Here is a 20,981-nt window from a genome sequence, read left to right as displayed (position 1 = left end):
GTCCAAGGACAACGGGAATTAGGAAAAACTATATTTGCATTCGAAATGGATAGTTTTTTTGATTGCGATTTAAACAAGAAACAGAAATTCGACAGCGAACACTTGTGGCACCCTTACGCGGCCCTGAAAAATACACCGGCGCGTTTTTTGGCAAAATCAGCCCACGGCACGACAATTGAGACGGCAGACGGCCTGAAACTCATCGATGCAGTTTCTAGCTGGTGGTGCATGGCGCACGGGCACAACGCGCCCGAAATCGTGGAAGCGATACGCAGGCAGAGCGAAAGGATGTGCCACGTGATGTTCGGCGGGTTCACGCACGAGCCCGCAATTGAACTGGGCGAGAAACTGGTAAAGTTCCTGCCGAAAGGGCTCGACAAGATTTTCTTCGCGGATTCGGGAAGCATCGCCGTGGAATGCAGTGCCAAGATGGCACTGCAGTACCAGCATGCGCTGGGCCGCCCGGAACGCTGCAAGCTGGTGGCCCTCAAGGGCGGCTACCACGGCGATACCGCGGGCGCGATGGCACTCTCCGACCCCGACGGAATGCACGTGCTTTTCCGCGGGATTATGCCGCAGCACTTTTTTGCGGAACGCCCGAACTGCAGATTCGACGAGGCCTGGAATCCGGCGGATTTTGCATCGATGGAACGCGTCGTCGAACAGCACAAGGATGAAATCGCGGCCGTCATCTGCGAACCCGTTTTCCAGGGCGGGAACGGCATGTGGCTTTACAACGCGGGCTACCTGAAGGCACTCCGCGAGCTTTGCGACCGCTACGGCATTCTGCTGATTCTTGACGAAATCGCCTCGGGATTCTACCGCACCGGCCCGAGATTTGCGATGATGCATGCGGGGATAAAGCCGGACATTATGTGCATCGGCAAGGCGCTTACCGGCGGAAGCATCACGATGGCTGCCTGCATTGCATCCGGGAAGGTGGCGGACACCATCACGAACAGCAGGATTCCCGCATTCATGCACGGGCCTACCTACATGGCAAACCCGCTCGCTTGCGCCGCAGGGATTGCATCGCTCTCGCTTTTCGAAAACCGCGACTACGCAGGCAGTGTCGCCCGAATCGAGAAGCGGCTCCGTGCAAACCTGGAACCGCTCCGCAGTCTCGAGAACGCGGCCGACGTGCGCGTACTCGGAGCAATCGGCGTGCTGGAATTGAAGGCGAAACCCAGTGCCGACGATATACTGCGCGTGATTCGCGAAACGGGCGTGTGGCTACGGCCCTTCTGCAACTACGTCTACACCATGCCGCCATTCATTACGAGCGATACGGAAATCGACCGCATCTGCGAGGCGATTAAACTGATTGGCGAATGCAAGCCCGCGCCGGTTGTAGAAGGCGAAGACGAATTTCATGAATAAGGGTGCTGTTCTGCAATCCCGGAGCGAGATTTTTTATGGATTATTACAGTTTAAAAATGCGCGCATCGCAGCAGGTCGGTGAAGGCGAACAGAGGCACGAGCAGCATATTTCCGGCGCTGAACGCATCGTCGCACGCGAAAACGTAGAGGCGGTCTGCTCTGCGATGGTGCGCCGTGCCATGACACATTCCAAGGGCGACCCGGATTTCATCAACGTGAAAATCGAGAAGGTCCACGAATGCGATATCCAAATTTTGAAGGCCTTGCCGGTAACGCGAGTGGATGTGGATACGTGGCAGGAAGGCTTGGAGAAAGCATTTGGATTGGTTGGTGATGCCGCTGCAGGCATTCGCGAAAGGCTGCCGGAGCTGTTGCGCGAAACATTCCCGATGCGCGGGGCGATGCTCTACGATATCGCGACGGGAAAGCGTCTGGAACCAGACCACGAACGCGGCGTGCGTGCGACTTATATGGATGCACTGCATTCGAGCGAAGTGGATGGTTGCAAGAACCATTTTAACGAAGCCATCGTGCTCGCGACCAAGGTGGCGAACGCGCCCGGAATCGTGGCGGAAATCTGCATCAGCGACGACCCGGAATACGTGACGGGCTATGTGGCCAGCAAGGAACTCGGCTACGTGCGCATAATGAAAATGAAGGAAGCGGGCGACGAGAACGGAGGCCGTATTTTCCTGTTTGATTCCCGCAGGGCAAGCGCCGAAGAGTGTATTGATTATTTACAGAAGAAGAAAGTCTTGGTGGAAGTGTAATTACGCTTTTCCGACGCATTTCTTGAATGCATCTGCTGCAACGCGGCAAAGCGGGAGCAGGTATAGGAAGCATGCGCAGAGTATGGCGCTTGCGGGGGTTTGAGCTGTCGCAAGGACAATCGCCGTCGCCACCGACCATGGGACAAGTGCAATCACGACCACGGCAGAATCGTAAAGGTTCAACGCCTGGTTCTTGGCACCGAGACTTTCCGTCATTTGGTGTGTCAAGACGATGGTTAAAGTCTGGTTACAAACAACGCACGCAGTCAGGGAAGACGCCACAAGAGTCGCCACAAAGGGTGTTGTGCGGTGCGATAAGCGTTCAATCAAGTTCTTCATGGGGCTCAGCAGTCCCGTGCCCTTGAAAAGCCCGCCGTAGCAACCCGCGATGACTACAATCAGGAAAACGTTTAGCATCGAAAGCAGACCGCCGCCGTTAATCATCATCGAAAGCTCAGGAACTGTCGCCTTGTAGCCCCAAACCATCATCTTGAACAGGTTCACGACATTTTGACTTTCGGCAAGGAGCGCCACCACGAAGGCGATTGCCGAACTGCTCAACAGCACGATGCTCGTGCGGATTCTCGCTATCGACAGCACTAGGATAGCAATCGCGGGAAGCACACTCCAATGTGATAGCGTAAATTCCTTGGCAAAGTTTTCACGCACCTGCATTACGGAGTATGCTTCGGCATCGGGGCCACCTGCCGTAAAACCTGCGATGACATAGATGACGCAACTCAGCAATAGCGGGAGCCAAGTCGTCTTGAGCATCAAACGGATATTCTTGTAAATGTCGGAGCCGCTGATGTTTGCAGTTAGGAGCGCCATCGAAGAAATCGGCGAAAGCCTGTTGCCAAAATAAACGCCCGCCAAAATAGCGCCGCCCATCCATACGGGATCCATATCGAGGGTACGCCCCATGGTCGCACAGATGACGCCCATCGTGGCCGCTGTCCCGAGGGCAGTCCCCGTCAAGAGAGACATTGCCGCATTCAAGAGGAATGTTACCGCGATAAAGCTACTCGGCTGGATCAAGCCAAGCGATGCGCTCACAATATAGGGAATTGTCCCGGCAGCGCGCCATATCGAAGTGAGCAGGCCCAAGTACACGAATAACAGCAAGATTCCCTTGGCAGTTTTGACGCCGTTCCAGCACATGATTGCAAGGCTTTTCCACGAGCGTGGAGTTTTATCGCCGCCATAAACAAATCCGAGCTTTCCGTAAAGCAAGAAGAGGATAAGCCCGAAAACCAAAGCCCACAAAATCGGGAGGCCCGTCAGCAGTGCAGAGAAAAGGGCGATGCAGAACAGGGCGATGACGGAGATTTCAATCAAAAAGGGAACCTTGATCCGGTTAATTTTCTAATTTATGGGATGACAAAGATAATTTATTTTTTCTACGGAATTTTTCCGAGAGAACGACTAGGCTTTCAAATGTCCTCATTAGACTTGTTTACTGACGAATTTTTGCAGGCTGCCCGCGAAACGCATACTTACCGCACCCTGCGTCACATTACGACACCCGAAGCGGCCCATGTGAAGATTGATGGCACAGAGACGCTGTTGCTCGCCTCCAATTCGTACCTCGATTTAGCCAACATTGGCGAATTGAAGCAGGCGATGGCTCAAGCGGTTCTTGACTGGGGAACAGGTAGCGGAGGTGCACGACTCACTACCGGCAACAAGACTCCGCATCAGGAACTGGAAGAATTTATCGCAAAGTTCAAGGGCGAAGAATCCGCCATCACGTTCAACACGGGTTACATGGCGAACGTGGGGACAATTTCTGCACTCTGCGGCAAGAATGACTTTATCTTTAGCGATGAACTGAACCATGCGAGCATTATCGATGGTATTAGGCTGTCGCGAGCCAAATGCTTTGTCTATAAGCATAACGACATAGCAGATTTGGAACGGGTTATTAAAGAGGCCGCGGCGACACTAGATGCGCGGCCCTTCCGTGGGCTTATTGTGACCGACGCTGTTTTCAGCATGGATGGCGATCTTGCAAATTTGCCGGAACTCCTACGCATCGCGAAAGAAAATGATTGTCTCTTGATGATTGATGAAGCGCATGCCACGGGCGTGGTCGGCAAGACCGGCAGGGGGCTTGCCGAACACTACGGCTGCGCTCACGCCGACGTTACCGTCGGCACATTGAGCAAAGCCGTCGCCGCCGAGGGCGGCTTCGTGGCGGGAAGGCAACAACTGATTGATTTTCTCCGCAACAAGGCCCGCAGTTTCATCTTTACGACTGCGATGGCGCCCGCGGTTGCCGCCGCCGCATGCAACAACCTGCGATACATCGGCAGCCACCCGGAGCGCGTAAGGCAGCTTCAGGACAACGTAAAGTTCTTCTGCGAAGCCTTGCAACGCGAGGGCCTGGATGTGCAGCCCTCCCCTTCCGCAATCGTCCCGATAGTCGTTGGCGACGAGGCCCGCGCCCTCCAGGTTTCTGCCACGCTCCAGGAGCGCGGCATACTCATTCCGGCCATCCGCTACCCGACAGTCGCCCGCGGGCAGGCCCGCCTACGCGCAAGCCTGATGGCGACGCACACGCAAGAGGAACTCCAAACCGCCGCAACTGCAATTTCTCAAATCATAAAAAGCATTGATTAACATTATGGCCCTCAAAAACCTTTCGTCTTTCGTCTCTCGTCTTTCGTCTAAACCCAAGGGTTATTTCGTTACTGCAACCGGGACCGATGTCGGCAAGACATTCATTACCGCGCTTCTCGTGAAAAAATGGCGCGACTCCGGAATTGACGCGGGCTACTACAAGGCGGCCCTCAGCGGGGCGGAACTCCGCGACGGCAAATGGATTGCGGGCGACGCCGATTACGTGAAACGCATAGCAAATCTCCCTGACACGCAGGAGCAGCTCGTGAGCTATGTCTACAGGGAGGCGGTTTCCCCGCACCTAGCCGCCCGCAAGGAAGGCAACCCCGTGGAACTCGCGAAGGTTACCGCCGACTTCGAGGCAGCGCTTTCCCGTCACGAGTTCATCTTCGCGGAAGGCTCGGGCGGAATCATCTGCCCCATTCGCAAAGACGATAACCAGACTATTTTCCTCGAAGATATCATGAAGGCGCTCGGGCTCCCGCTGCTCATCGTGACAACGGCAGCCCTCGGCTCCATAAACGCCTGCGTACTGACGGTAGAATACGCCAGGTCGCGAGGCATTCCCGTACGCGGGATAATCGTGAACCGCTACGGCATGAGCGGGAACCTCGAAATGGAAGACGACAACATCGCCATGATGCACGACATGACCGGCCTCGAGATTCTCGCAAGAGTAAAGGAAGGCGATACGGACCTGGGTGTGCCACATTTCGTATAAAATAACATCACCAAAAACGACATCTCAGTAAAAAAAACTGGCCGCCCCGGAGTGGGACGACCTATTTCAAGTTTGAAGATTCTCGCCTACGCGAGGATGACGCCCTCTATGCGAGGACGAATTCCAAACTAGTTACCGCGTTCGAAGCGGATGAAGTTCACGACCTTCAGGCTGGAAAGACCGAGCTGCTTGGCGACGACTTCCTGGAGGTAGTCCTTGACGCTGAGCTTCTTCGGGTTCTTTTCGGACATGAAGAATTCCTGATCTTCGAGAACGATTTCCTTGAGGACCTTAGCCACGCGGCCATCGATCTGGCGCTGCATGAACTCAGGCTTGGTCTGCTTGCCGGAGGCTTCGATCTGGGCCTTGGCAATTTCCTTTTCCTTCTCGATCGTTTCGGCCGGGACGGAAGCATCGTTCAGGGCAACCGGAGCAAATGCGGCAGCCTGCATAGCGATGTCCTTGGCGGCAGCCTTGAGGGCGGCTTCGTCGGCAGAACCTTCGAAAGCGAGTTCGGTAATCACACCGATCTTGCCCTTCATGTGGCTGTAAACACCGAACACGGAATTCGGGACCTTCTTGAGTTCGCCGAACTTGCGGAAGTCGATGTTTTCCTGGATCTTCACGAGCACGTCCTGGAGGCGGTCGTTGATCTTGACGCCGTCGACGACAGCGTTCTTCAGGTCTTCCACGGAGGAGATGGCCTGAGTTTCAACAGCCTTCACGGCGAGGTTTGCGAGAGCGACGAAGTCTTCGTTGTTGGAAACCGGTTCGGTTTCGCAAGAGAGTTCGAACGCAGCAGCCTTGTCGGCAGTTTCCACGAGGTAGATGCGACCTTCCTTGGCAGCCTTGTCGGCGCGCTTTGCAGCAACGGCGGCACCCTGCTTGCGGAGGAGTTCGACGGCCTTGTCCATGTCACCGTCAGTTTCGGTGAGGGCCTTCTTGCACTGCATCATGCCCACGCCAGTCTTCTGGCGGAGTTCGTTAACGAGGGAAGCGGTAATCTGCATATTACTTGTCCTCGCCGTTGTCGAACTTCTTGGGTTCTTCCTTGTCGGCCTTCTTGTCGTTGGCGACGCGGGCCTTGACGTTGGCGGCGATGTAGTCCACAATGAGCTTGATGGACTTCACGGCGTCGTCGTTAGCCGGCACGGGGTAATCCACGAGGGTCGGATCGACGTTCGTGTCGCAGATGCCGATGATAGGAATGTGGAGGCGACGGGCTTCGGCCACGGCAATCTTTTCGTGGGCGAGGTCGGTCACGACCAGGAGACCCGGGAGGTTCACCATTTCACGGATGCCACCGAACACGGAAAGGAGCTTTTCGCGTTCGCGGTTCTTGTCGAGCACTTCCTTCTTGGAGAGGGCCTGGAACGTACCGTCGTTTTCCATGGCGTCGATCTTGTCAATCTTCTTGATGGACTTGCGGACCGTCTGGAAGTTGGTGAGCATACCGCCGAGCCAGCGGTTGGTAACGGAGAACTGGTTGCAAGCGGCAGCGGCGTCGAGCACGCACTGACGGGCAGTCGGCTTGGTGCCAACGAAGAGCACGGTCTTGCCAGATTCAGAAATCTTGGCGGCGGCCTTGGCGGCTTCTTCGAGGAGGTCGCGAGTCTTGGACAGGTTGAGAACGTAGATGCCGTTCTTTTCAGCCAAGATGTAGGGTTTCATTTTCGGGTTCCAGCGCTGAGTCTGGTGACCAAAGTGAGAGCCTGCAGCAAGCAGATCTTCAACAGAAGGCAGATTTGCCATAATGTATTCCTTTTCGGTTGTTACTACCCGGCATGCAAATAAGCCGCGAAGCGATGCCCTGACTTGGGGTGAACCTCAGGCCCAGGACCGCGCCACCGAAGCGACTCTCGCAAACCGGTGATTGGTTTTACCCGGGCGAAATTGCCCGAGCGGGTGCAAATATAGCTAAATGCGAGGGTCGCGGCAACGTCAGTCGAAGTTCAGACTGCGGCGGTACGGGGTAAAACCGGCGTCGGTAATGAATTTTTCGGCCGCCTCGATGGTGGTGAGGCCGTGATTTTGCAGTACGTTTTCCTCGATGACGATGCTGTTGATGTCGTCGGCGCCGGCATGGAGGCCGAGTTCCCCGAGGGAGAGGCCCATCCCGAGGAGCGAGACTTCGATATGCGGGATGTTGTCGAGGAATATGCGGCTGAGCGCGAGCAGCTTGAGGTACTCGTCGCCGCGCACGTGCCGGATGGGGAACTTGTCGGTCTGCGGCTGGAACGTCCATACCACGAAACTCTTGAATCCGTGGGCGGCGTCCGGCGCCCTGTCCTGCGTGCTCCGCACGTAGTTCAGGTGCTCGATGATTTCTTCTGCGGTCTCGACGCTCCCGACGACGATGTTCGCGCTCCCGGGGAGTCCCTTCCTGTGGCAGGCGGCGAGTGTGTCGCACCATTGCTGCGCGGTAAGTTTCCGCGGGCTCAGCATCTGGCGCATGCGGTCGCTGAGGATTTCGGCGCCTGCTCCCGGAACGGAACTCAGGCCCGCTTCCTTCAGCACGTCAAGCAGTTCGTCCAAAGTAATGTTGTTGGATTCCGCGATGCGCACGAGTTCGACCGGCGAAAAACCGCGCACTTTCACGCCCATCTCGCGGGTGAGCATCTGGAGCACATCGGTGTAGTAACTCAGGGGGATGTCGCGATTCACGCCCCCTTGCAAAAAGATCTGGTCGGCGCCCTTCGCCTTCGCTTCAAGAGTCTTCCGGCGGATTTCGTCCAAACTAAGCACGTACGCTTCGGGGCTATGCGCCGGCCTGCAAAAACTGCAGAAGCTGCAGGTCACCTCGCACACGTTCGTGTAGTTCACGATGCGGAACGCGGTATAGCCCACGCGGTTTCCGGGGTTCATGCGCCTGCGAATCGCGTCTCCCGCTTCCACCACTTCAGTCCACGAGGTGTTTTTCAAGATATCGAGCGCTTCCGCCGGAGTGATGCGAGTTCCGTCAACCGCTTTTTGCAAGTTTGTATTCATCGTGCAACCGCCCGCCCCGCCTGTCTGCTACTTCTCCGCGTCGTTGCTATCTAGCACCGGAATGTTCTTTTCTTCCTGGCACAGGTTCTCTTCGCGAATCTTGAAGGTAAAGTCGACCAGGTTGTTCTCGAACATCTTCTGGTAGGGCTTGCGGGCCTGCACGTTCTGGAGAGCGCAGGTGCAGTAGTTGATGCGCTGCACGAGTTTCAGGTCATCGGAAGGCGTGCCCTTCGCGAACACGCATTCGTGCATGATGGCGTATTCCATCGGGCGGTCGTAACGGCCCTTGCACTTGTTCTTGAGGTCGGGCTGCGCGGCCACCTTCTCGATTATCCCCTGCGAGGGCACGTCGTTTATGACCTTGCTCACGATAAAGCCCGCAATGAAGAACAGGAGGCATACGGCAGCGTTGATAAGGAATCGCTTGCCGCGGCTTATCTTGTTGTAGCTGCGTTCGACGGCTTCGAATGTCTGTGTGGCATGCAGCCTGACGTCTTCAAAATCGTTACTTGCCATCGTCTTCCTCCATCGTCCAGATTTCGGGGAATGTGCGGTAGTCGCCCGCGTAGTCGAGCCCGTAGCCCACGACAAACTTGTTTTCTATCTCGAAACCCACGAAGTCGGCGGTTATGTCCGCGGTACGGCGGGCGGGCTTGTCGAGCAGCACGCAGGTCTTGATTTCCTTCGCGCCCATGCCGGCAAGGGCCTGCTTGATTCCGAACATCGTGTTGCCGGTATCGAGAATGTCGTCTATCACGAGCACCTTCTTGCCGCGGATATCTATGTTCTCGAGCCCCGTGATTTTGAGGCTCCCGCTCGATTCGGTGCCGCTGCCATAACTAGATGCCCGTATGAAGGCGAGTTGCAGTTTCGGCGTCGCGATGCGCTTGCAGATATCGGCACTGAATATGAATCCGCCCGAAAGCACGGTAATTACGATATCGCACCCGAACGCGGCCACGTCCTTGCCGAGCGTGTCCAGCCGTTCGTTTATCTCCTGTGCGGAAACGAGCGGTTTGCTGGACTTCCTATACATTGTCCACCTCGAAGTTGAGCCAGCCGAACATGGGCTTGAGTGCAGCAAGTTTGCCCTTCGGGTCTTCCCTGAACTGCTTGTAAATCTTGAATACCTTGTTCTCAAGACTCGTCTTGTCGATTCCGAGCTTGAGCCAGTCAGCAACCGTGATAAGGTCGGTGATATACTTGACCGTAGATTCGTCGATCTTGGCGTAAACGTCGTCGATGAGGGCACTCAGCTTGCGGAAGAACATACGGCCCGTACCGCCGAAACTCGGGTTCGTGTCGAGCCTGTTCGCCTCGTCCATGAGCCCCTGGATTTCCTTCACGAGGTTAGAGTCCGGGCCTTCGAGCAGCTTGAGCGCCTCGTGGTGAATGCGGGCGTTGAGTTCGAGCGAGAGAATCTTTCGCATGGTGTCGGGCAGCGTATGATCGGGGTCGGCAAGGCTGTCGATGGAGATGCCGTGATTCAGCGCGAAACTCGAGAACGATTCCGTGAGGCTCGCAAGATGCTTCTGCGTGCTGCGCTTGTTGATGGTCTGCAGCGAGTCGCTCATGAGGTCGCGCATACGCACCACGTAGGCGGTCGGGAACAGGTTCCTGAGTTCGATGGTACCCATATTCGGGTTTTCCACAAACTTGAGGCCATTCTCCTCGATGCTCCCCATCGCCACCACGATGTTCACGCGCCCGAGGGCGTCGGTAATCACGAGGTTTGTCGTCTCGCGCTTTTCGCCGATAAACTTGTCTTCGTAAGTCACGCGCACGAGGGTCTGGCGCCTGCGGCTAGAAATCTTCTCGGCCTTCATGCGGGAGTTCGTGTTGTCGGAATCCTGTTCAAGTTCCAGGTGGAATATCGCGGCGCGTTCGGCCATTTCCTTGAGGATTACGGGGACCGCGTCTTCGGCGTAGCGCGTAAAGACCTCGGCTCCGTTCCACTTGTGTTCGTTACTCGTGGCGCGGGCAAGGATGCTCAGCACCTCGCTCTTGATGTTGTGCCCGAACGGCAGGAACGGTTCCAGCAGTTCCATGGCACGCAGGGCGTAGCGCATGTTCTGTACAGGTTCCAGGCCCTCGATATCGTTGAAGAACCAACCGCAACTCGTGAAGCTGAACAGGCAGAACTTCTGGATTTCCAAGAGGCGAATCGCCTTCGCGCACATGGCCTCGTTTTCGGGTTCCTTGACGGTATCCTTGAGGAACTGCTCCACGCGGGACTTGTCTTCGGGTGCGACGAGCGCCTGCACGTAGTTGTTGCGGGCATCCCACGGGCCGATTTTCGAAATCTTCTCGAATTCGCGGACAAAAACGTCGTCGGCAAGTTTTTTCAGGTGGTTGAACGCGTCACGCAGGGGTCCGCGCCATTTCTGGTTCCAGTCGGGCCCGCCGCCGGTCGAACAGCCGCAATCGCGGTACCAGCGGCCCACGCCGTGGGCGCAACTCCACGCACATCCTTCGCCGTAGAAGTTCTTGAGCATAACCTCGTGCTGCGGCGGGAACTTTTCGAGGAACCAGCCGTAGTTCACCGGTACCATCTTGTGTTCGGGAGCGTAGCGGTTGTAGAGCCAGGCGGCGCACATGTCGCCGAAGGGCTCGTGGTGACCGTAGCTTTCACCGTCGGTACCGATGCTCACGAGTTGCGCGTCTTCGCGGTTCTCGTCCCAGGCGTCGGCAATGCGCCTGCCGAACGTGCCTGCATCGCGCAGGAGGTGTTCGAACCCTACGGCAGAAGAAAGCCACGGGTTGTAGAAGAATACGTCCAGGTATCCGTCGCATACGAGATTGCCGTCCTTGTCCCGCGGGTACACGCGGTAGGGGCGCGTCGTATCGATGTCGGTGTTGCTGCACCCGGTCCATTCCTCGTCGCCGAACTTGCGGAAGCTATCGGCCTGCGTGGGCGAAAGGATGGTGAACTTGATGCCCGCCTTGATGAGTTCCACCACCGTCTCGAGGTTGATGGCGGTCTCGGCGAGCCACATGGCCTCGGGCATGCGGCCGAAATGGAACTTGAAATCCTCGATACCCCAGCGGATTTGCGTGCGCTTGTCCTGCTCGCTTGCAAGCGGCATGATAATGTGGTTGTACACCTGCGCAATTGCGTTGCCGTGCCCGAGCCTCTCGATGCTCTTCTTGTCGGCTTCCTGGATGCGGCGGTAGGTATCCGGCGTATTCGTGCGAATCCAGCCCATGAGGGTTGGGCCCATGTTGAAACTCATGTACTCGTAGTTGTTGACAATGTCTACGATATGCCCGTGCGGGCTCAAAATGCGGCTCGCGGAATTGGGACTGTAGCACTGGCTCGCTATTCTGTCGTTCCAGTCGTGGTTCGGGCGTGCGCTCGGCTGGTTCTCGATGACGCCCGTCCAAGGGTTTTCGCGGGGTGGCTGGTAAAAATGACCGTGAATAGTAAAGTAGAGGGGGTGCTTCTTGTCCATACCCCCAAAGATAGAAAACTTTACTTCACGCGGATTTTCTGGGCGTAATTTGCGCCGCCTATCCTAGCGCGAACGACGTAGTTGCCGCTTGCGATTCCCTGCAGGTCGAACTGCGTGGAGCCCGCGGGCACGTTGCCCTGGACAAGCGTCGCAACCTTGTGCCCGAGCATGTCGAACAGCGCGATGTTTGCCGTCGTATTGCCACTCACGTCTATCTCGAGCGTGTTGCCGCTCAAGCGGATATTTAGTTTATCCGAAACGCCCGCATATTTCGCGACAGGAATTGCGGTCGGGGCGACAATGGCACCCTCGCTACTGGTGTCAGCGACAACGTTGCTCCAGCCGGGCATGTCATCAAGCGCGATAATGCGTTCATCGTCGAGGTTCCTTTTCCACATGTCTGCAGGAGTCTTTTCGAGGAAGTTTCCGCTCCACGTCTGGCTCCAGGTCATCCAGTAACTCCAATAGGCCTTGTCCTCGGCGATGCTGTCGATATCCGGAATGGCGCCGTTTTCGCTCAGGGCGATGAGTTTTTTGGTGCCGACGTCGCTCACAATCTTGTTGAAGTAGTTGGCAGCGGAATTGTGGTTGAGGAGCGGGTCGTAGATATCGACCGCGACAATGTCCACGTACTCGTCACCAGGGTACCATTCCGCATTGAGCGCGCTGTAGTCGTAACCGAATTTCGGGTCGGTATTGATGTTCCATACCCAGATGAGGTTCGTGAGTTTATTTGTATTCACCATGCGGTCGAATACAAGCCGGTAAAGCTGCACGTAGCACTCGGGGCTAGCCGTGCCCCACCAGAACCAGCCACCGCTGGCCTCGTGCAGGGGGCGCCACACGACGGCGATTCCCTTTTCTTCGAGTTCCTTGAAGTAGCCCGAAACAATGTCCACGTCGGCGACGATATCCTTGTAGACCTGCGAAGTCTCGTCAATCTCCTTGCAGGTGGAATCCTTGAAGGCCTTCGTGTAGTTAAAACAGGTGTTGTTGTCGGCCGTCTTTGTGACGCCTTCGGTGCATCCCGCATTCCTGTAGCCTTCCTGCTGCGTGTAGAAAATCGTGTCTTCCCCGACTTTCCAGTGCCAGGTGTAGGTCGGGATGCCGCCCAGTTCCCACAGTTGCTCGGTCATGACCAGGTTGTTCTCGGTGTAGCCCCGGAACCAGCCTTCCTCGTGATGCCCGCCCGCGGCAAAGAGCATGTCGAACCCGCCCACGGCCGGGTAGTGCCCGCTGCGCTTGTAGAACTCGGCAATGTCGGTCTGGCCCTTCCACGAGACTTCCTCGTCGCTGAACTTGCAGGAATCCGCCGGAGTGCATTCGCCCGCCTTCAGGAGCTTCATGTTGCCGTAATCGTAGTTGAAGTTCTGGTCGCTAATCATCATGCCGCTCACGGTCTTCTTCATGAAGTTGTCGCGGAGGAATGTCTTGACCTTCTTGGCGCTCTCGCTCGCGTTAGGCGTTACGGGCAGTGCGCTGATGTTGAAAACGGGATCGGGATGGCGTTCCACGGTAATGTAGTCCACGCCGATGGCGCCGTTCCCTACGGTAATCGTGTTCTCGCCGGCACGCATCTTGGCGGATGCCGCCACCACGTAGCTGGAATCGCAGTTGCGCGGGGTGGTGAGCATCGAGCCCGCCTCGACTCCGTTCACGAGAATTTTGGAGGTCGTCCAGTCGTACTGCTTGATGAGCACCTTTGTCGTGATGTCGTACATCGCGGTTTCTTCGACCTTGACCGTGAAGGTGAACTCGGTACCGGAGGATTTCGTCACGAACTTCGCTCCGGTAGAATCCGCCGAGACGTCGCCAGCATTTACGCCTGGCTCTGCTTCGGCTTCGTAGACTGTGGGGGCGGCAAAAGCGGATACCGCCACGGAGAATGCGGCTATGGCCGCGAAAGACCTGAATTCCATAAACACTCCATACATTTTATGCTTTAAATATACCCTAAAAAAGGCGGAACTGAACATTTACAAGAAAAAAGAAAGAAAACCTGTTGTGTGGCGTACAATCTCAAAAACCCCCGCAGGCGTTAACCTGCAGGGGCGAGGAGTCAGAAATCCTTTACTTTACAAGCGCGGGTTGCGTCGCGGTAATGCCCGCGCCCTTCACGCGCACGATATACATTCCCTTGGGCATGTTCTCGAGGCTGAACGCGTAGTTGCCCTGCGCGAGCGCTCCGTGGAAGAGGGTGGCGATGCGCCTGCCGTTCATGCCGTAAACATCCACACTCACGTCACCTGCCTTCGCGGTGACAAGCGAAATCGTATTGCCCGCGATATTGAAGGTACCACCCGCAGCGAGCGAGGCTGCGCGGGGCTCAATCCCGACGGAGCTTTCGCCGAACACAATCTTGATTTCGGGAATCATCTCTTCAGTGTTCTCGAAACCGCGGCTGAAGGCATCGTACTTGTCTTCGTTGAAGTCCCAGAGAACCTGGTCGCCCGCCTTGAAGTTATCGTACAGGAGCGTTCCGGTGTAGCCCGGGGCGTAGTTCGCGATTACGACGCTCAATGTCTTGTTGCGGTCAGTAAAGCTGGAGATATCGAAGGAACATACCGTCGATTCGCCCGCGGGCACAACGCATGCGCCGGCATCGTCGTTCACCGGAGTCCAGGTCCAAGCATCCGTCAGCTTGAAAATCAGGTGCAGCTGGGCATCGCTCGCGCCCTTGTTCGTCACCTCGAACGTGAACGTGCTGGCCTTGCTCAGGTCCCATGTCTTCTGGTATTCAATCTGCGCATTGTCGCCACCGTAGGTCACCGACATCTTGCCGTCGCCGCCTTCCTGGCTGATTGCTGCATCCTTTATCTTGATGCTCGCCTCTTCCGTTGCGGCAAGCGCCTTCATTGCATCGAGTGCCGGGTCAATCGTGTAGGTGTAGCCGCCGAACTGCGATTCGGTCTTGTCGCCGATGTACTGCCAGGCGAGTGCGCCTGCGTAACCGCCGTCAAACGCCTTGCGGTAGCATTCCTCGGTCGAAATCTGGGTCTTTGCCGCCATGCTTGCGGTATAGGTATCGCCCTTCCAGCCGCTTGCGGGGAATTCGCCGATAATCATCGGCTTGCTATCGTAACCGTACTTGCTCGCCATCTGGGCTGCCGTATTCACGAAGGGCGAGACGTTGTCATTCTGGTAATACGGGTAGTAGTGCGTCTGGAAAAAGTCGAGCGTGCCGTTCGCCTTGCCGCCTGCCGCCACGAGGGCCGCATCGTTCCAGTGTTTTTGATACTGAATGTTCACGCTACCCGTAGAAACGAGCAGTTCCGGGTTTTCGGTATGGATGGCTGCCGCTACCTTGTTCGTAAACGCCTGAATTTTGGAAAGCGCCATCTTCTTGGAGGTCCAGCCGCTGCATTCGCTTGTCATGCCCTCGGGCTCGTTGAAAACTTCCCAGGTCATGAGCGCCTTGTGGTTGCCAATCGCCTTCACCACCGGGATAAGCGCGTTGTCGATAAACGCCTGCGTGCCCTCATCCTCGAACAGGTTCGTGTTCGCGGTGATGTCGAGCTTTTCGTCGTAAAGTCCCCACTGGTTGGGTTCCATCAGGTTGTGGCTGAAGAGGCACATCGAGACCATCACGCCGTATTCCTCGGCGATATCCAATGCCTTCTTCATGTTGTTGATGGTGTTTTCCTTGAGGCCCGAAACCAGGTGCGTCGTCTGGTCGATTTCGGGGCTCTGGCTCATGTTGTTAAAGAGCCACCAGCGGATAGCGTTACCGCCCGCGGCGCGCGTGCCTTCCACAGCCTTGCGCCAGGCGTTCTCGTTCAGCGGGGAAGCCCCCACGTCGGAATTGTAATCGCTCCAGGCGAGGTTCGTGCCCGAAAAGAAGATTTTCTTGCCGTTATAGAGCAGGTCGGTGCCGCTCACCGTGAGGCCCGGAGCCGCAAAGGCTGTTCCACAGAGCAAAAAGGCCCCGCAAAGAGCCGCAAAACTCAATTTTTTCATATAACTCCTCGAAACGCCCCTTCGGAGGCGTTTACCCGAAAACTATAAATCGCTGGTGCAAAAAGGACATTTTTCACCCCGGGGTGTTGACAAAAACCGCCGGATTTGTCCACACCGGGCAAGCGAGAAACGCCAAACCCGCGGTCCATAGACAAAAAAAAGCCCCGCAGGCGCAAAACCTGCTGGGACTTGGTTTCAGGAGTAATACTTACTTGACAAGCACCGGTTTGGTGGCGGCGATACCCGCGCCCTTCACGCGCACGATGTAGCTGCCCTTCGGCATGTTCTCGAGGCTGAACGCGTAGCTGCCCGCGGCGAGATTGCCCTTGTAGAGTGTCGCGACGCGCTTGCCGTTCAGGCCGAACACGTCGACCGACACCATGCCCGACTTCGCGGTAGAAAGCGAAATCGTGTTGCCCTGGATGCCGAACTTGGCGGCAGAGGCGGCCACGGTCTTGACAGCATCGGTTCCCGGCGGGATAACCGTCGCCGTGAGGTTGCTGCCCTGTTCCACCTTGATGGTCTGCTTCTTGTCGAAATTGTTGATGAGGATGGATCCGTCAACCGTCACGTCGTCGTAGTAAACGGTGCCGTTGAAACCGGCCGCGAACACTTCGAGGTAGACCTTCGAGATGTTGCCCATGAATGCCGTGTAGTCGGCACCTTCCAGCACAACCTGGTCCTTCGCGGTTGTAGTAAGGTCAATCTCGCAAAGGGTGGAATCCCCTGCGTTCACCCAGCAGCCCTCGGGCTGTGCCCATGCCCAGTCCGGGGCGCCCGTGAGGAATGCGACCGTGAACCAGATGCCCGACATGGAATTGGTGTTGTAGACCTTCATCGTGAGAGTCTTCGCGGTGGAGAGGTCCGGAATGTTCTTGTCGAGAATCACGATGTTGCCCTTGGCGGTGTCACTGCCGGCGGCAAGCTTGACCTGCAGCCAGCCGTTGGTGGCCATGTCGCCCGGGAGAACTTCCTCGATAACGCGTGCCGTGTCGAGATCGCCGAGCTTGTAGCCCGCCTCGCATGCGGCGACAGGCGTCGTAGAAATGGTGTACTTGTCCCAGCCCGGCATACTTTCAAGGTCGATGGTGCAGGGGCTTTCCATGTTTGCCTTCCATACCGCCTCTACGGTCTGGTCGAGGAACTTGCCGTCCCAGGTCTGGTACCAGGGCATCCACCATGACCAAACGGTGTTGCCAGCCTTCATGGCAGACATGTCGGGAATGGAACCGTTCTCGGACACGGCGAGAATCTTGTCGGTGCCGTAGTTCGTGGTGAGTTCCGTGTACGCCTTGGTGTACTTGGTGGTGTAGTCCCACGCTTCGTAGATGTCGAGGCTAATCACGTCGTACTTCGTTGCACCCGGGTTCCAGTCCTTGTCGCTCGTGTATTCGGGGTTCCAAACCCACACGAGGTTTTTAACGCCCTTCACGCCGACCATCTCGTCGTAGACGAGGTTGTAGAGCGCCTGGAACGCGGCACCGCCCTTGGTGCCCCACCAGAACCACTTGCCGCTCGCTTCGTGCAGCGGGCGGAAGATTGCGGCCACGCCGGCCTCCTGCAGGCCGAGGAACATGTCGGCGATTTCGTCGATGTCGCTCACGAGCTGCTTGTAAGTTTCACTTTCCTTGTTCCAGGTGCAGTTCGCCGTGCAGGCGGGGTCTGCGAAGCCCTTGGTAAAGTCGAATTCGGTGTATTCCTTGTCGTTGCCAGACTTGGTGTAGAACGCGTCAATCTGGTCGCTCGGATCCTTCCAGTGCCAGGTGAAAGCCGGAATGCCGCCCTGGCTCCACAGGTCCTTGGCCGCATCGAGGGCCATCTGCGTGTAGCTCTGGTACCAGGAATCGCTGGCCTTCACGCCGGTTGCAAACAGGAAGTCGAACCCCACGAGGGCCGGGAGCTTGCCCGTATGTTCCTGGAACGAAATCACGTCGGGGAGTTCCTTGACGGTAGCGGAACTCACGTCGCCCGTCATCACGCCCGAAACGGTCTTGACGCCGTAATTCATGGCGAGGAAGTTGTAGAGCTTCTGCGCGCCCTCGGTTGCACCTTCGGTAACGGGAGTAGCGCTGACAGCCGCGCTAGCGGATACCGCGGCGGCGAGACCAAACATCCATGCAAATTTTGTGATTTTCATACACATCCTTTTTTTGTTTCCCTTGAATATATATTAATAGGGGGTGTCCCGGCCCCCTTTTTTGGGGTCGCTGCAAAAAGATGTTGGGTAAATCACAACAACAAAAATGGCGAAATTTGCACAAAAACGGCAATTTGCTAGCTAAAAATAGCCCAGACCGAAAAACAGCAGGAACAAGGGGAGAATAAAAATCCACACCCCCTGGAAGTAGCCCTCCAGGTCGGAATCGCTCATGGTGGAATGGTCGATAAGCGAAATCACCAGGTACCAGAGCCCGACGCAGGCCAGGCCGGAAAACGCCCCGCTGAAGATAAGCCGGAGCAAGTAGTACCCGAGCGCAAATCCCACAACCGTAGGCGCCACCCCTATGAGCGCACGCTGCACCGCACGCATGAACCATGGACCACGCGAGCGGTAGCAAATATGCCCCAGTTGGCCGTGACCGCTTTCGAACATGCATATTTCAGTAACCTCGGCGCCCGTAATCACGCCGAAGCACAGGTGCGCCATCTCGTGCACGAAGGTTCCCGGGAACGTCACGAAGTTCACGAAAAAGTAGGCAAAGTCGCGGTTTACCTGCCCGATAAGTTCCACCTGCGCTCGTTCCAGGCCATACAGGAGCAGCCCCGCAATCACGGGCGCGACAATCACGACCACAGTCAATATGGCGCTGATGCCCGCCAGGGCGCCCACACCGTGCCCCCAGCCAAACCATGCTATGACCTGCGACATCGTGGGGAGAGTGAGCATCGGAGCCTCCTGGAAGAAGTTACACCATCTTATCGCACCGGAAGGGCGGACTGTCAAACCGTTCAAGGCAAAAAATAGCCATTTTCTTTACAAAAGCCTCCCCTACGGCGATAACGAACTACAAGGAGGCCGCATGTTCAACTTTCTCAAGAAAAAGCCCACAACCTGGATAGACCAGCCCGTCATCGACTACCTGATGAGCGTAAGCCCGGCGTATGCCATATATTACACGGTCAACATGGGCGGGAAGCCCCTGCAGCTCCAGTTCCGCAACAACGAGGGCAAGTTCCTCGCCGACGTACACGAGAGCAGGGTGCAGTCCATCTCCATCGCGTACCAGCACTTTTTCAACGAACACTCGCTCGGCGTGTACGGGCGGCTCTCCGTCGCGGACCTGCCGCGCGTCAAGGAATATGTAGAGAAGAGCACCGCCATATTCAAGACGAAGAGCCCGCTGAACATACGGAGCCTGGAGCACCTGCAGGCAGAGCTCAAGAAGCAGATTGAGGGTACGCTCGGGGTAAAGCACAGGCCGTTGTTCCCCGACAGCGAAGAGTCCGAACCGGACCGCAACATCAACCTGCACATAAACTCCATCGGCCCCGAGGCGCGCGAACGCCTGCTCCGTTTTTTGAGCAGGCTCGACAACGACTGCGTAGACGTGATGCTCCTCATGCATATCAACAGCGCCACCGAGGAGGAGATATGCTCCACCCAGACCGAGCTCGACATGCTCGATATGGAAGAGGAGGATATAGAAGAGGAAAAGTGGTAAGGTAAAAATTTACCGATTCTACTTTACATTCGCAAGGTTTCTTACGATATATATAGTGAACGCTTTTTAAGGAGGCCCTTATGGGACGCACAAAGACCTACACAACTAAAGACAACACAATCATTCTCCGCTACACAAAAGACAAGACCGTCATCTACAAGAACGGCAAATGCTACGCCACAAAAGGCTGCAATTAAAAGAATTTCCTTTGTTACCTCCGTTGTTGAACAAAGCCCGGTGACCTTTGGGTCATCGGGCTTTTTCGTGTCCCTTTACAAATTCGCCCTTTCCAGCGATAAATCAAGGAACACCTCATCTCCAAAGGAGTTTTCATGGTAAAAATCCTCGACGCCGACCTTATCAAGGGCCACTTCATCATCAACGACGACGACAAGCGGGCCCTGATCGATACGGGCTGCCCGTTCATTATCAACAACGGAAACAAGCAATCCAAGCCCATGGGGGAACTTTTCCTCAATGACGCACGCCGCAACGTGGACCCGACCATCGACGAGTTTCGCGGTCTGGAATACTTCGCCCAGCGCAAGGTGCTGTTCGACTACAGGAAGGCGGCAGTTGTCGTCGCGGACCAGGGCGACGAGGTCGACCCGGCGCATCCCGTTGCGGAATTCCCGATTACAGGCCTTCCCATCCGCATCATGTTCAGCGCCGTCATCGACGGGGTGAGTCGCAAGCTGATCTTCGATACGGGAGCCAGCATTGCGAACTACCTCACTGAATCCATCGCAAAGACCGGCACTTCCTGTGGCACAGTCGAGGATTTCCACCCTCAAAAGGGGAAGTACACCGTCAATCTGTTCTCGCTCCCAGTCGAAGTTGGCAGCGAGACGGTGGATATTCCCTTCGGAGTCCAACCCGCGGACATTGATCGCGACGTGCAGATGTCCGGCGCAGTCGGCGTCATCGGGATCGGACTCTACAAGAACTTCCAGGTGCTGGTCGACTGCCCCAACAGGCGGCTCGTGCTGGGACGGTACTAATAAGGAAAAGCCACCCTATTGCCTTGCCGCACAAAAGATTGTATATTCGTTTCAGTAGATTTCGACAATCCTCCTGACAGCGTTAAATTGATTAACTTTGTAGAGGAACTTTTCAACTGCGAGGCGAAAAACATGACGGACTTGAAGGCTGAACACGAAATCGGTTTTTCCGAAGGCAAGACTGAAGGCGCCGCAGAAGAACGCAAGAAGGCTAACAAAGAACGCCTCGAGATGGCCAGGGCCATGCTCGCAGAAGGCGACTCCATCGAAAAGGTCGCCCGCATCTTCAAGCTTTCCGAAAGCGAAGTTCTTGCTGTCCAGGCAAAGCCCGCGGCACAGGGCAAATAGCAGATTTGGCTTGCTTTATACAAAAGGGTTCCCCGCTAAGCAGGGAACCCTTTTGTATCAGGAGACGAATTTTCACTCTT

General features: G+C 56.2%; 18 protein-coding genes. 7 read left to right on the top strand and 11 right to left on the bottom strand.

Annotated features, from left to right (window positions below; genetic code table 11):
* Positions 1–45: 45 nt before the first annotated feature.
* Positions 46–1,380 carry an adenosylmethionine--8-amino-7-oxononanoate transaminase gene (gene bioA, locus CRO08_RS11285; protein ID WP_097036273.1) on the top strand — a complete coding sequence of 445 codons (1,335 nt, stop codon included), beginning with the start codon at positions 46–48 and terminating at the stop codon, positions 1,378–1,380.
* 35 nt (positions 1,381–1,415) lie between these two features.
* On the top strand, positions 1,416–2,150 hold the full coding sequence (locus tag CRO08_RS11280) for a 6-carboxyhexanoate--CoA ligase (protein WP_097036272.1): 735 nt from the start codon (positions 1,416–1,418) through the stop codon (positions 2,148–2,150).
* On the opposite strand, the gene CRO08_RS11275 is transcribed toward CRO08_RS11280, so the two are convergent.
* Positions 2,151–3,488 (bottom strand): Na+/H+ antiporter NhaC family protein, encoded by a 1,338-nt coding sequence (locus tag CRO08_RS11275; protein ID WP_176495136.1) that lies wholly within the window; start codon positions 3,486–3,488, stop codon positions 2,151–2,153.
* Positions 3,489–3,587: 99 nt separating this feature from the next.
* Between CRO08_RS11275 and bioF the strand changes: the two genes are divergently transcribed.
* Positions 3,588–4,772, top strand: a complete 1,185-nt coding sequence (gene bioF / locus CRO08_RS11270; protein WP_097036270.1) for an 8-amino-7-oxononanoate synthase — start codon at positions 3,588–3,590, stop codon at positions 4,770–4,772.
* A gap of 4 nt (positions 4,773–4,776) precedes the next feature.
* On the top strand, positions 4,777–5,493 hold the full coding sequence (bioD, locus tag CRO08_RS11265) for a dethiobiotin synthase (protein WP_097036269.1): 717 nt from the start codon (positions 4,777–4,779) through the stop codon (positions 5,491–5,493).
* Positions 5,494–5,621: 128 nt separating this feature from the next.
* Here the strand turns inward: bioD and tsf are convergent, their stop codons facing one another.
* From tsf to CRO08_RS11215, 10 genes are all read right to left on the bottom strand, one after another.
* Positions 5,622–6,503, bottom strand: a complete 882-nt coding sequence (gene tsf, locus CRO08_RS11260; protein ID WP_088636616.1) for a translation elongation factor Ts — start codon at positions 6,501–6,503, stop codon at positions 5,622–5,624.
* 1 nt (position 6,504) lies between these two features.
* The gene (rpsB, locus tag CRO08_RS11255) at positions 6,505–7,245 is read right to left on the bottom strand and encodes a 30S ribosomal protein S2 (protein ID WP_072807887.1); all 741 of its coding nucleotides are present in this window, start codon (positions 7,243–7,245) and stop codon (positions 6,505–6,507) included.
* Positions 7,246–7,434: 189 nt separating this feature from the next.
* On the bottom strand, positions 7,435–8,481 hold the full coding sequence (locus CRO08_RS11250; RefSeq protein WP_097036268.1) for a radical SAM protein: 1,047 nt from the start codon (positions 8,479–8,481) through the stop codon (positions 7,435–7,437).
* A gap of 27 nt (positions 8,482–8,508) precedes the next feature.
* Entirely contained in the window at positions 8,509–8,997 is a 489-nt protein-coding gene (locus CRO08_RS11245; protein ID WP_072807883.1) for a hypothetical protein, read from the bottom strand.
* A complete protein-coding gene (gene hpt / locus CRO08_RS11240; RefSeq protein WP_097036267.1) occupies positions 8,987–9,517 on the bottom strand; it encodes a hypoxanthine phosphoribosyltransferase in 531 nt (176 codons plus the stop codon). The genes CRO08_RS11245 and hpt overlap by 11 nt, the downstream gene beginning before the upstream one ends.
* Entirely contained in the window at positions 9,510–11,933 is a 2,424-nt protein-coding gene (locus CRO08_RS11235; RefSeq protein ID WP_097036266.1) for a DUF3536 domain-containing protein, read from the bottom strand. The genes hpt and CRO08_RS11235 overlap by 8 nt, the downstream gene beginning before the upstream one ends.
* Before the next feature lie 20 nt (positions 11,934–11,953).
* Complete coding sequence (locus tag CRO08_RS11230) at positions 11,954–13,852, bottom strand: glycosyl hydrolase (RefSeq protein WP_176495135.1); 1,899 nt, start codon at positions 13,850–13,852, stop codon at positions 11,954–11,956.
* Positions 13,853–14,003: 151 nt separating this feature from the next.
* On the bottom strand, positions 14,004–15,890 hold the full coding sequence (locus CRO08_RS11225; RefSeq protein WP_097036264.1) for a T9SS type A sorting domain-containing protein: 1,887 nt from the start codon (positions 15,888–15,890) through the stop codon (positions 14,004–14,006).
* A 208-nt stretch (positions 15,891–16,098) separates the two neighbouring features.
* The gene (locus CRO08_RS11220; protein ID WP_176495134.1) at positions 16,099–18,027 is read right to left on the bottom strand and encodes a glycosyl hydrolase; all 1,929 of its coding nucleotides are present in this window, start codon (positions 18,025–18,027) and stop codon (positions 16,099–16,101) included.
* A gap of 141 nt (positions 18,028–18,168) precedes the next feature.
* Entirely contained in the window at positions 18,169–18,843 is a 675-nt protein-coding gene (locus CRO08_RS11215; protein ID WP_255252334.1) for a hypothetical protein, read from the bottom strand.
* 67 nt (positions 18,844–18,910) lie between these two features.
* Here CRO08_RS11215 and CRO08_RS11210 point away from each other — a divergent pair, with 67 nt between their 5' ends.
* From CRO08_RS11210 to CRO08_RS11200, 3 genes are all read left to right on the top strand, one after another.
* Entirely contained in the window at positions 18,911–19,552 is a 642-nt protein-coding gene (locus CRO08_RS11210) for a hypothetical protein (protein ID WP_097036261.1), read from the top strand.
* Between the two features lie 332 nt (positions 19,553–19,884).
* Complete coding sequence (locus CRO08_RS11205; protein ID WP_097036260.1) at positions 19,885–20,553, top strand: hypothetical protein; 669 nt, start codon at positions 19,885–19,887, stop codon at positions 20,551–20,553.
* A gap of 132 nt (positions 20,554–20,685) precedes the next feature.
* On the top strand, positions 20,686–20,901 hold the full coding sequence (locus CRO08_RS11200) for a helix-turn-helix domain-containing protein (RefSeq protein ID WP_141398344.1): 216 nt from the start codon (positions 20,686–20,688) through the stop codon (positions 20,899–20,901).
* The last annotated feature ends 80 nt before the right edge of the window (positions 20,902–20,981 follow it).

This window comes from Fibrobacter sp. UWT3, assembly GCF_900230125.1.
Lineage (GTDB): Bacteria > Fibrobacterota > Fibrobacteria > Fibrobacterales > Fibrobacteraceae > Fibrobacter.
The sequence above is the reverse complement of the archived record's forward strand: the minus strand, read 5'-3'. Positions and strand labels throughout refer to the sequence as shown.

Coding starts and splice junctions, on each gene's coding strand:
- CRO08_RS11200 (WP_141398344.1), top strand. CDS start 20,686: ATGACGGACTTGAAGGCTGAACACGAAATCGGTTTTTCCGAAGGCAAG.
- CRO08_RS11280 (WP_097036272.1), top strand. CDS start 1,416: ATGGATTATTACAGTTTAAAAATGCGCGCATCGCAGCAGGTCGGTGAA.
- bioD (WP_097036269.1), top strand. CDS start 4,777: ATGGCCCTCAAAAACCTTTCGTCTTTCGTCTCTCGTCTTTCGTCTAAA.
- tsf (WP_088636616.1), bottom strand. CDS start 6,503: ATGCAGATTACCGCTTCCCTCGTTAACGAACTCCGCCAGAAGACTGGC.
- CRO08_RS11235 (WP_097036266.1), bottom strand. CDS start 11,933: ATGGACAAGAAGCACCCCCTCTACTTTACTATTCACGGTCATTTTTAC.
- CRO08_RS11210 (WP_097036261.1), top strand. CDS start 18,911: ATGTTCAACTTTCTCAAGAAAAAGCCCACAACCTGGATAGACCAGCCC.
- hpt (WP_097036267.1), bottom strand. CDS start 9,517: ATGTATAGGAAGTCCAGCAAACCGCTCGTTTCCGCACAGGAGATAAAC.
- CRO08_RS11250 (WP_097036268.1), bottom strand. CDS start 8,481: ATGAATACAAACTTGCAAAAAGCGGTTGACGGAACTCGCATCACTCCG.
- CRO08_RS11225 (WP_097036264.1), bottom strand. CDS start 15,890: ATGAAAAAATTGAGTTTTGCGGCTCTTTGCGGGGCCTTTTTGCTCTGT.
- bioA (WP_097036273.1), top strand. CDS start 46: ATGGATAGTTTTTTTGATTGCGATTTAAACAAGAAACAGAAATTCGAC.
- rpsB (WP_072807887.1), bottom strand. CDS start 7,245: ATGGCAAATCTGCCTTCTGTTGAAGATCTGCTTGCTGCAGGCTCTCAC.
- bioF (WP_097036270.1), top strand. CDS start 3,588: ATGTCCTCATTAGACTTGTTTACTGACGAATTTTTGCAGGCTGCCCGC.
- CRO08_RS11205 (WP_097036260.1), top strand. CDS start 19,885: ATGGTAAAAATCCTCGACGCCGACCTTATCAAGGGCCACTTCATCATC.
- CRO08_RS11230 (WP_176495135.1), bottom strand. CDS start 13,852: ATGGAATTCAGGTCTTTCGCGGCCATAGCCGCATTCTCCGTGGCGGTA.
- CRO08_RS11220 (WP_176495134.1), bottom strand. CDS start 18,027: ATGAAAATCACAAAATTTGCATGGATGTTTGGTCTCGCCGCCGCGGTA.
- CRO08_RS11245 (WP_072807883.1), bottom strand. CDS start 8,997: ATGGCAAGTAACGATTTTGAAGACGTCAGGCTGCATGCCACACAGACA.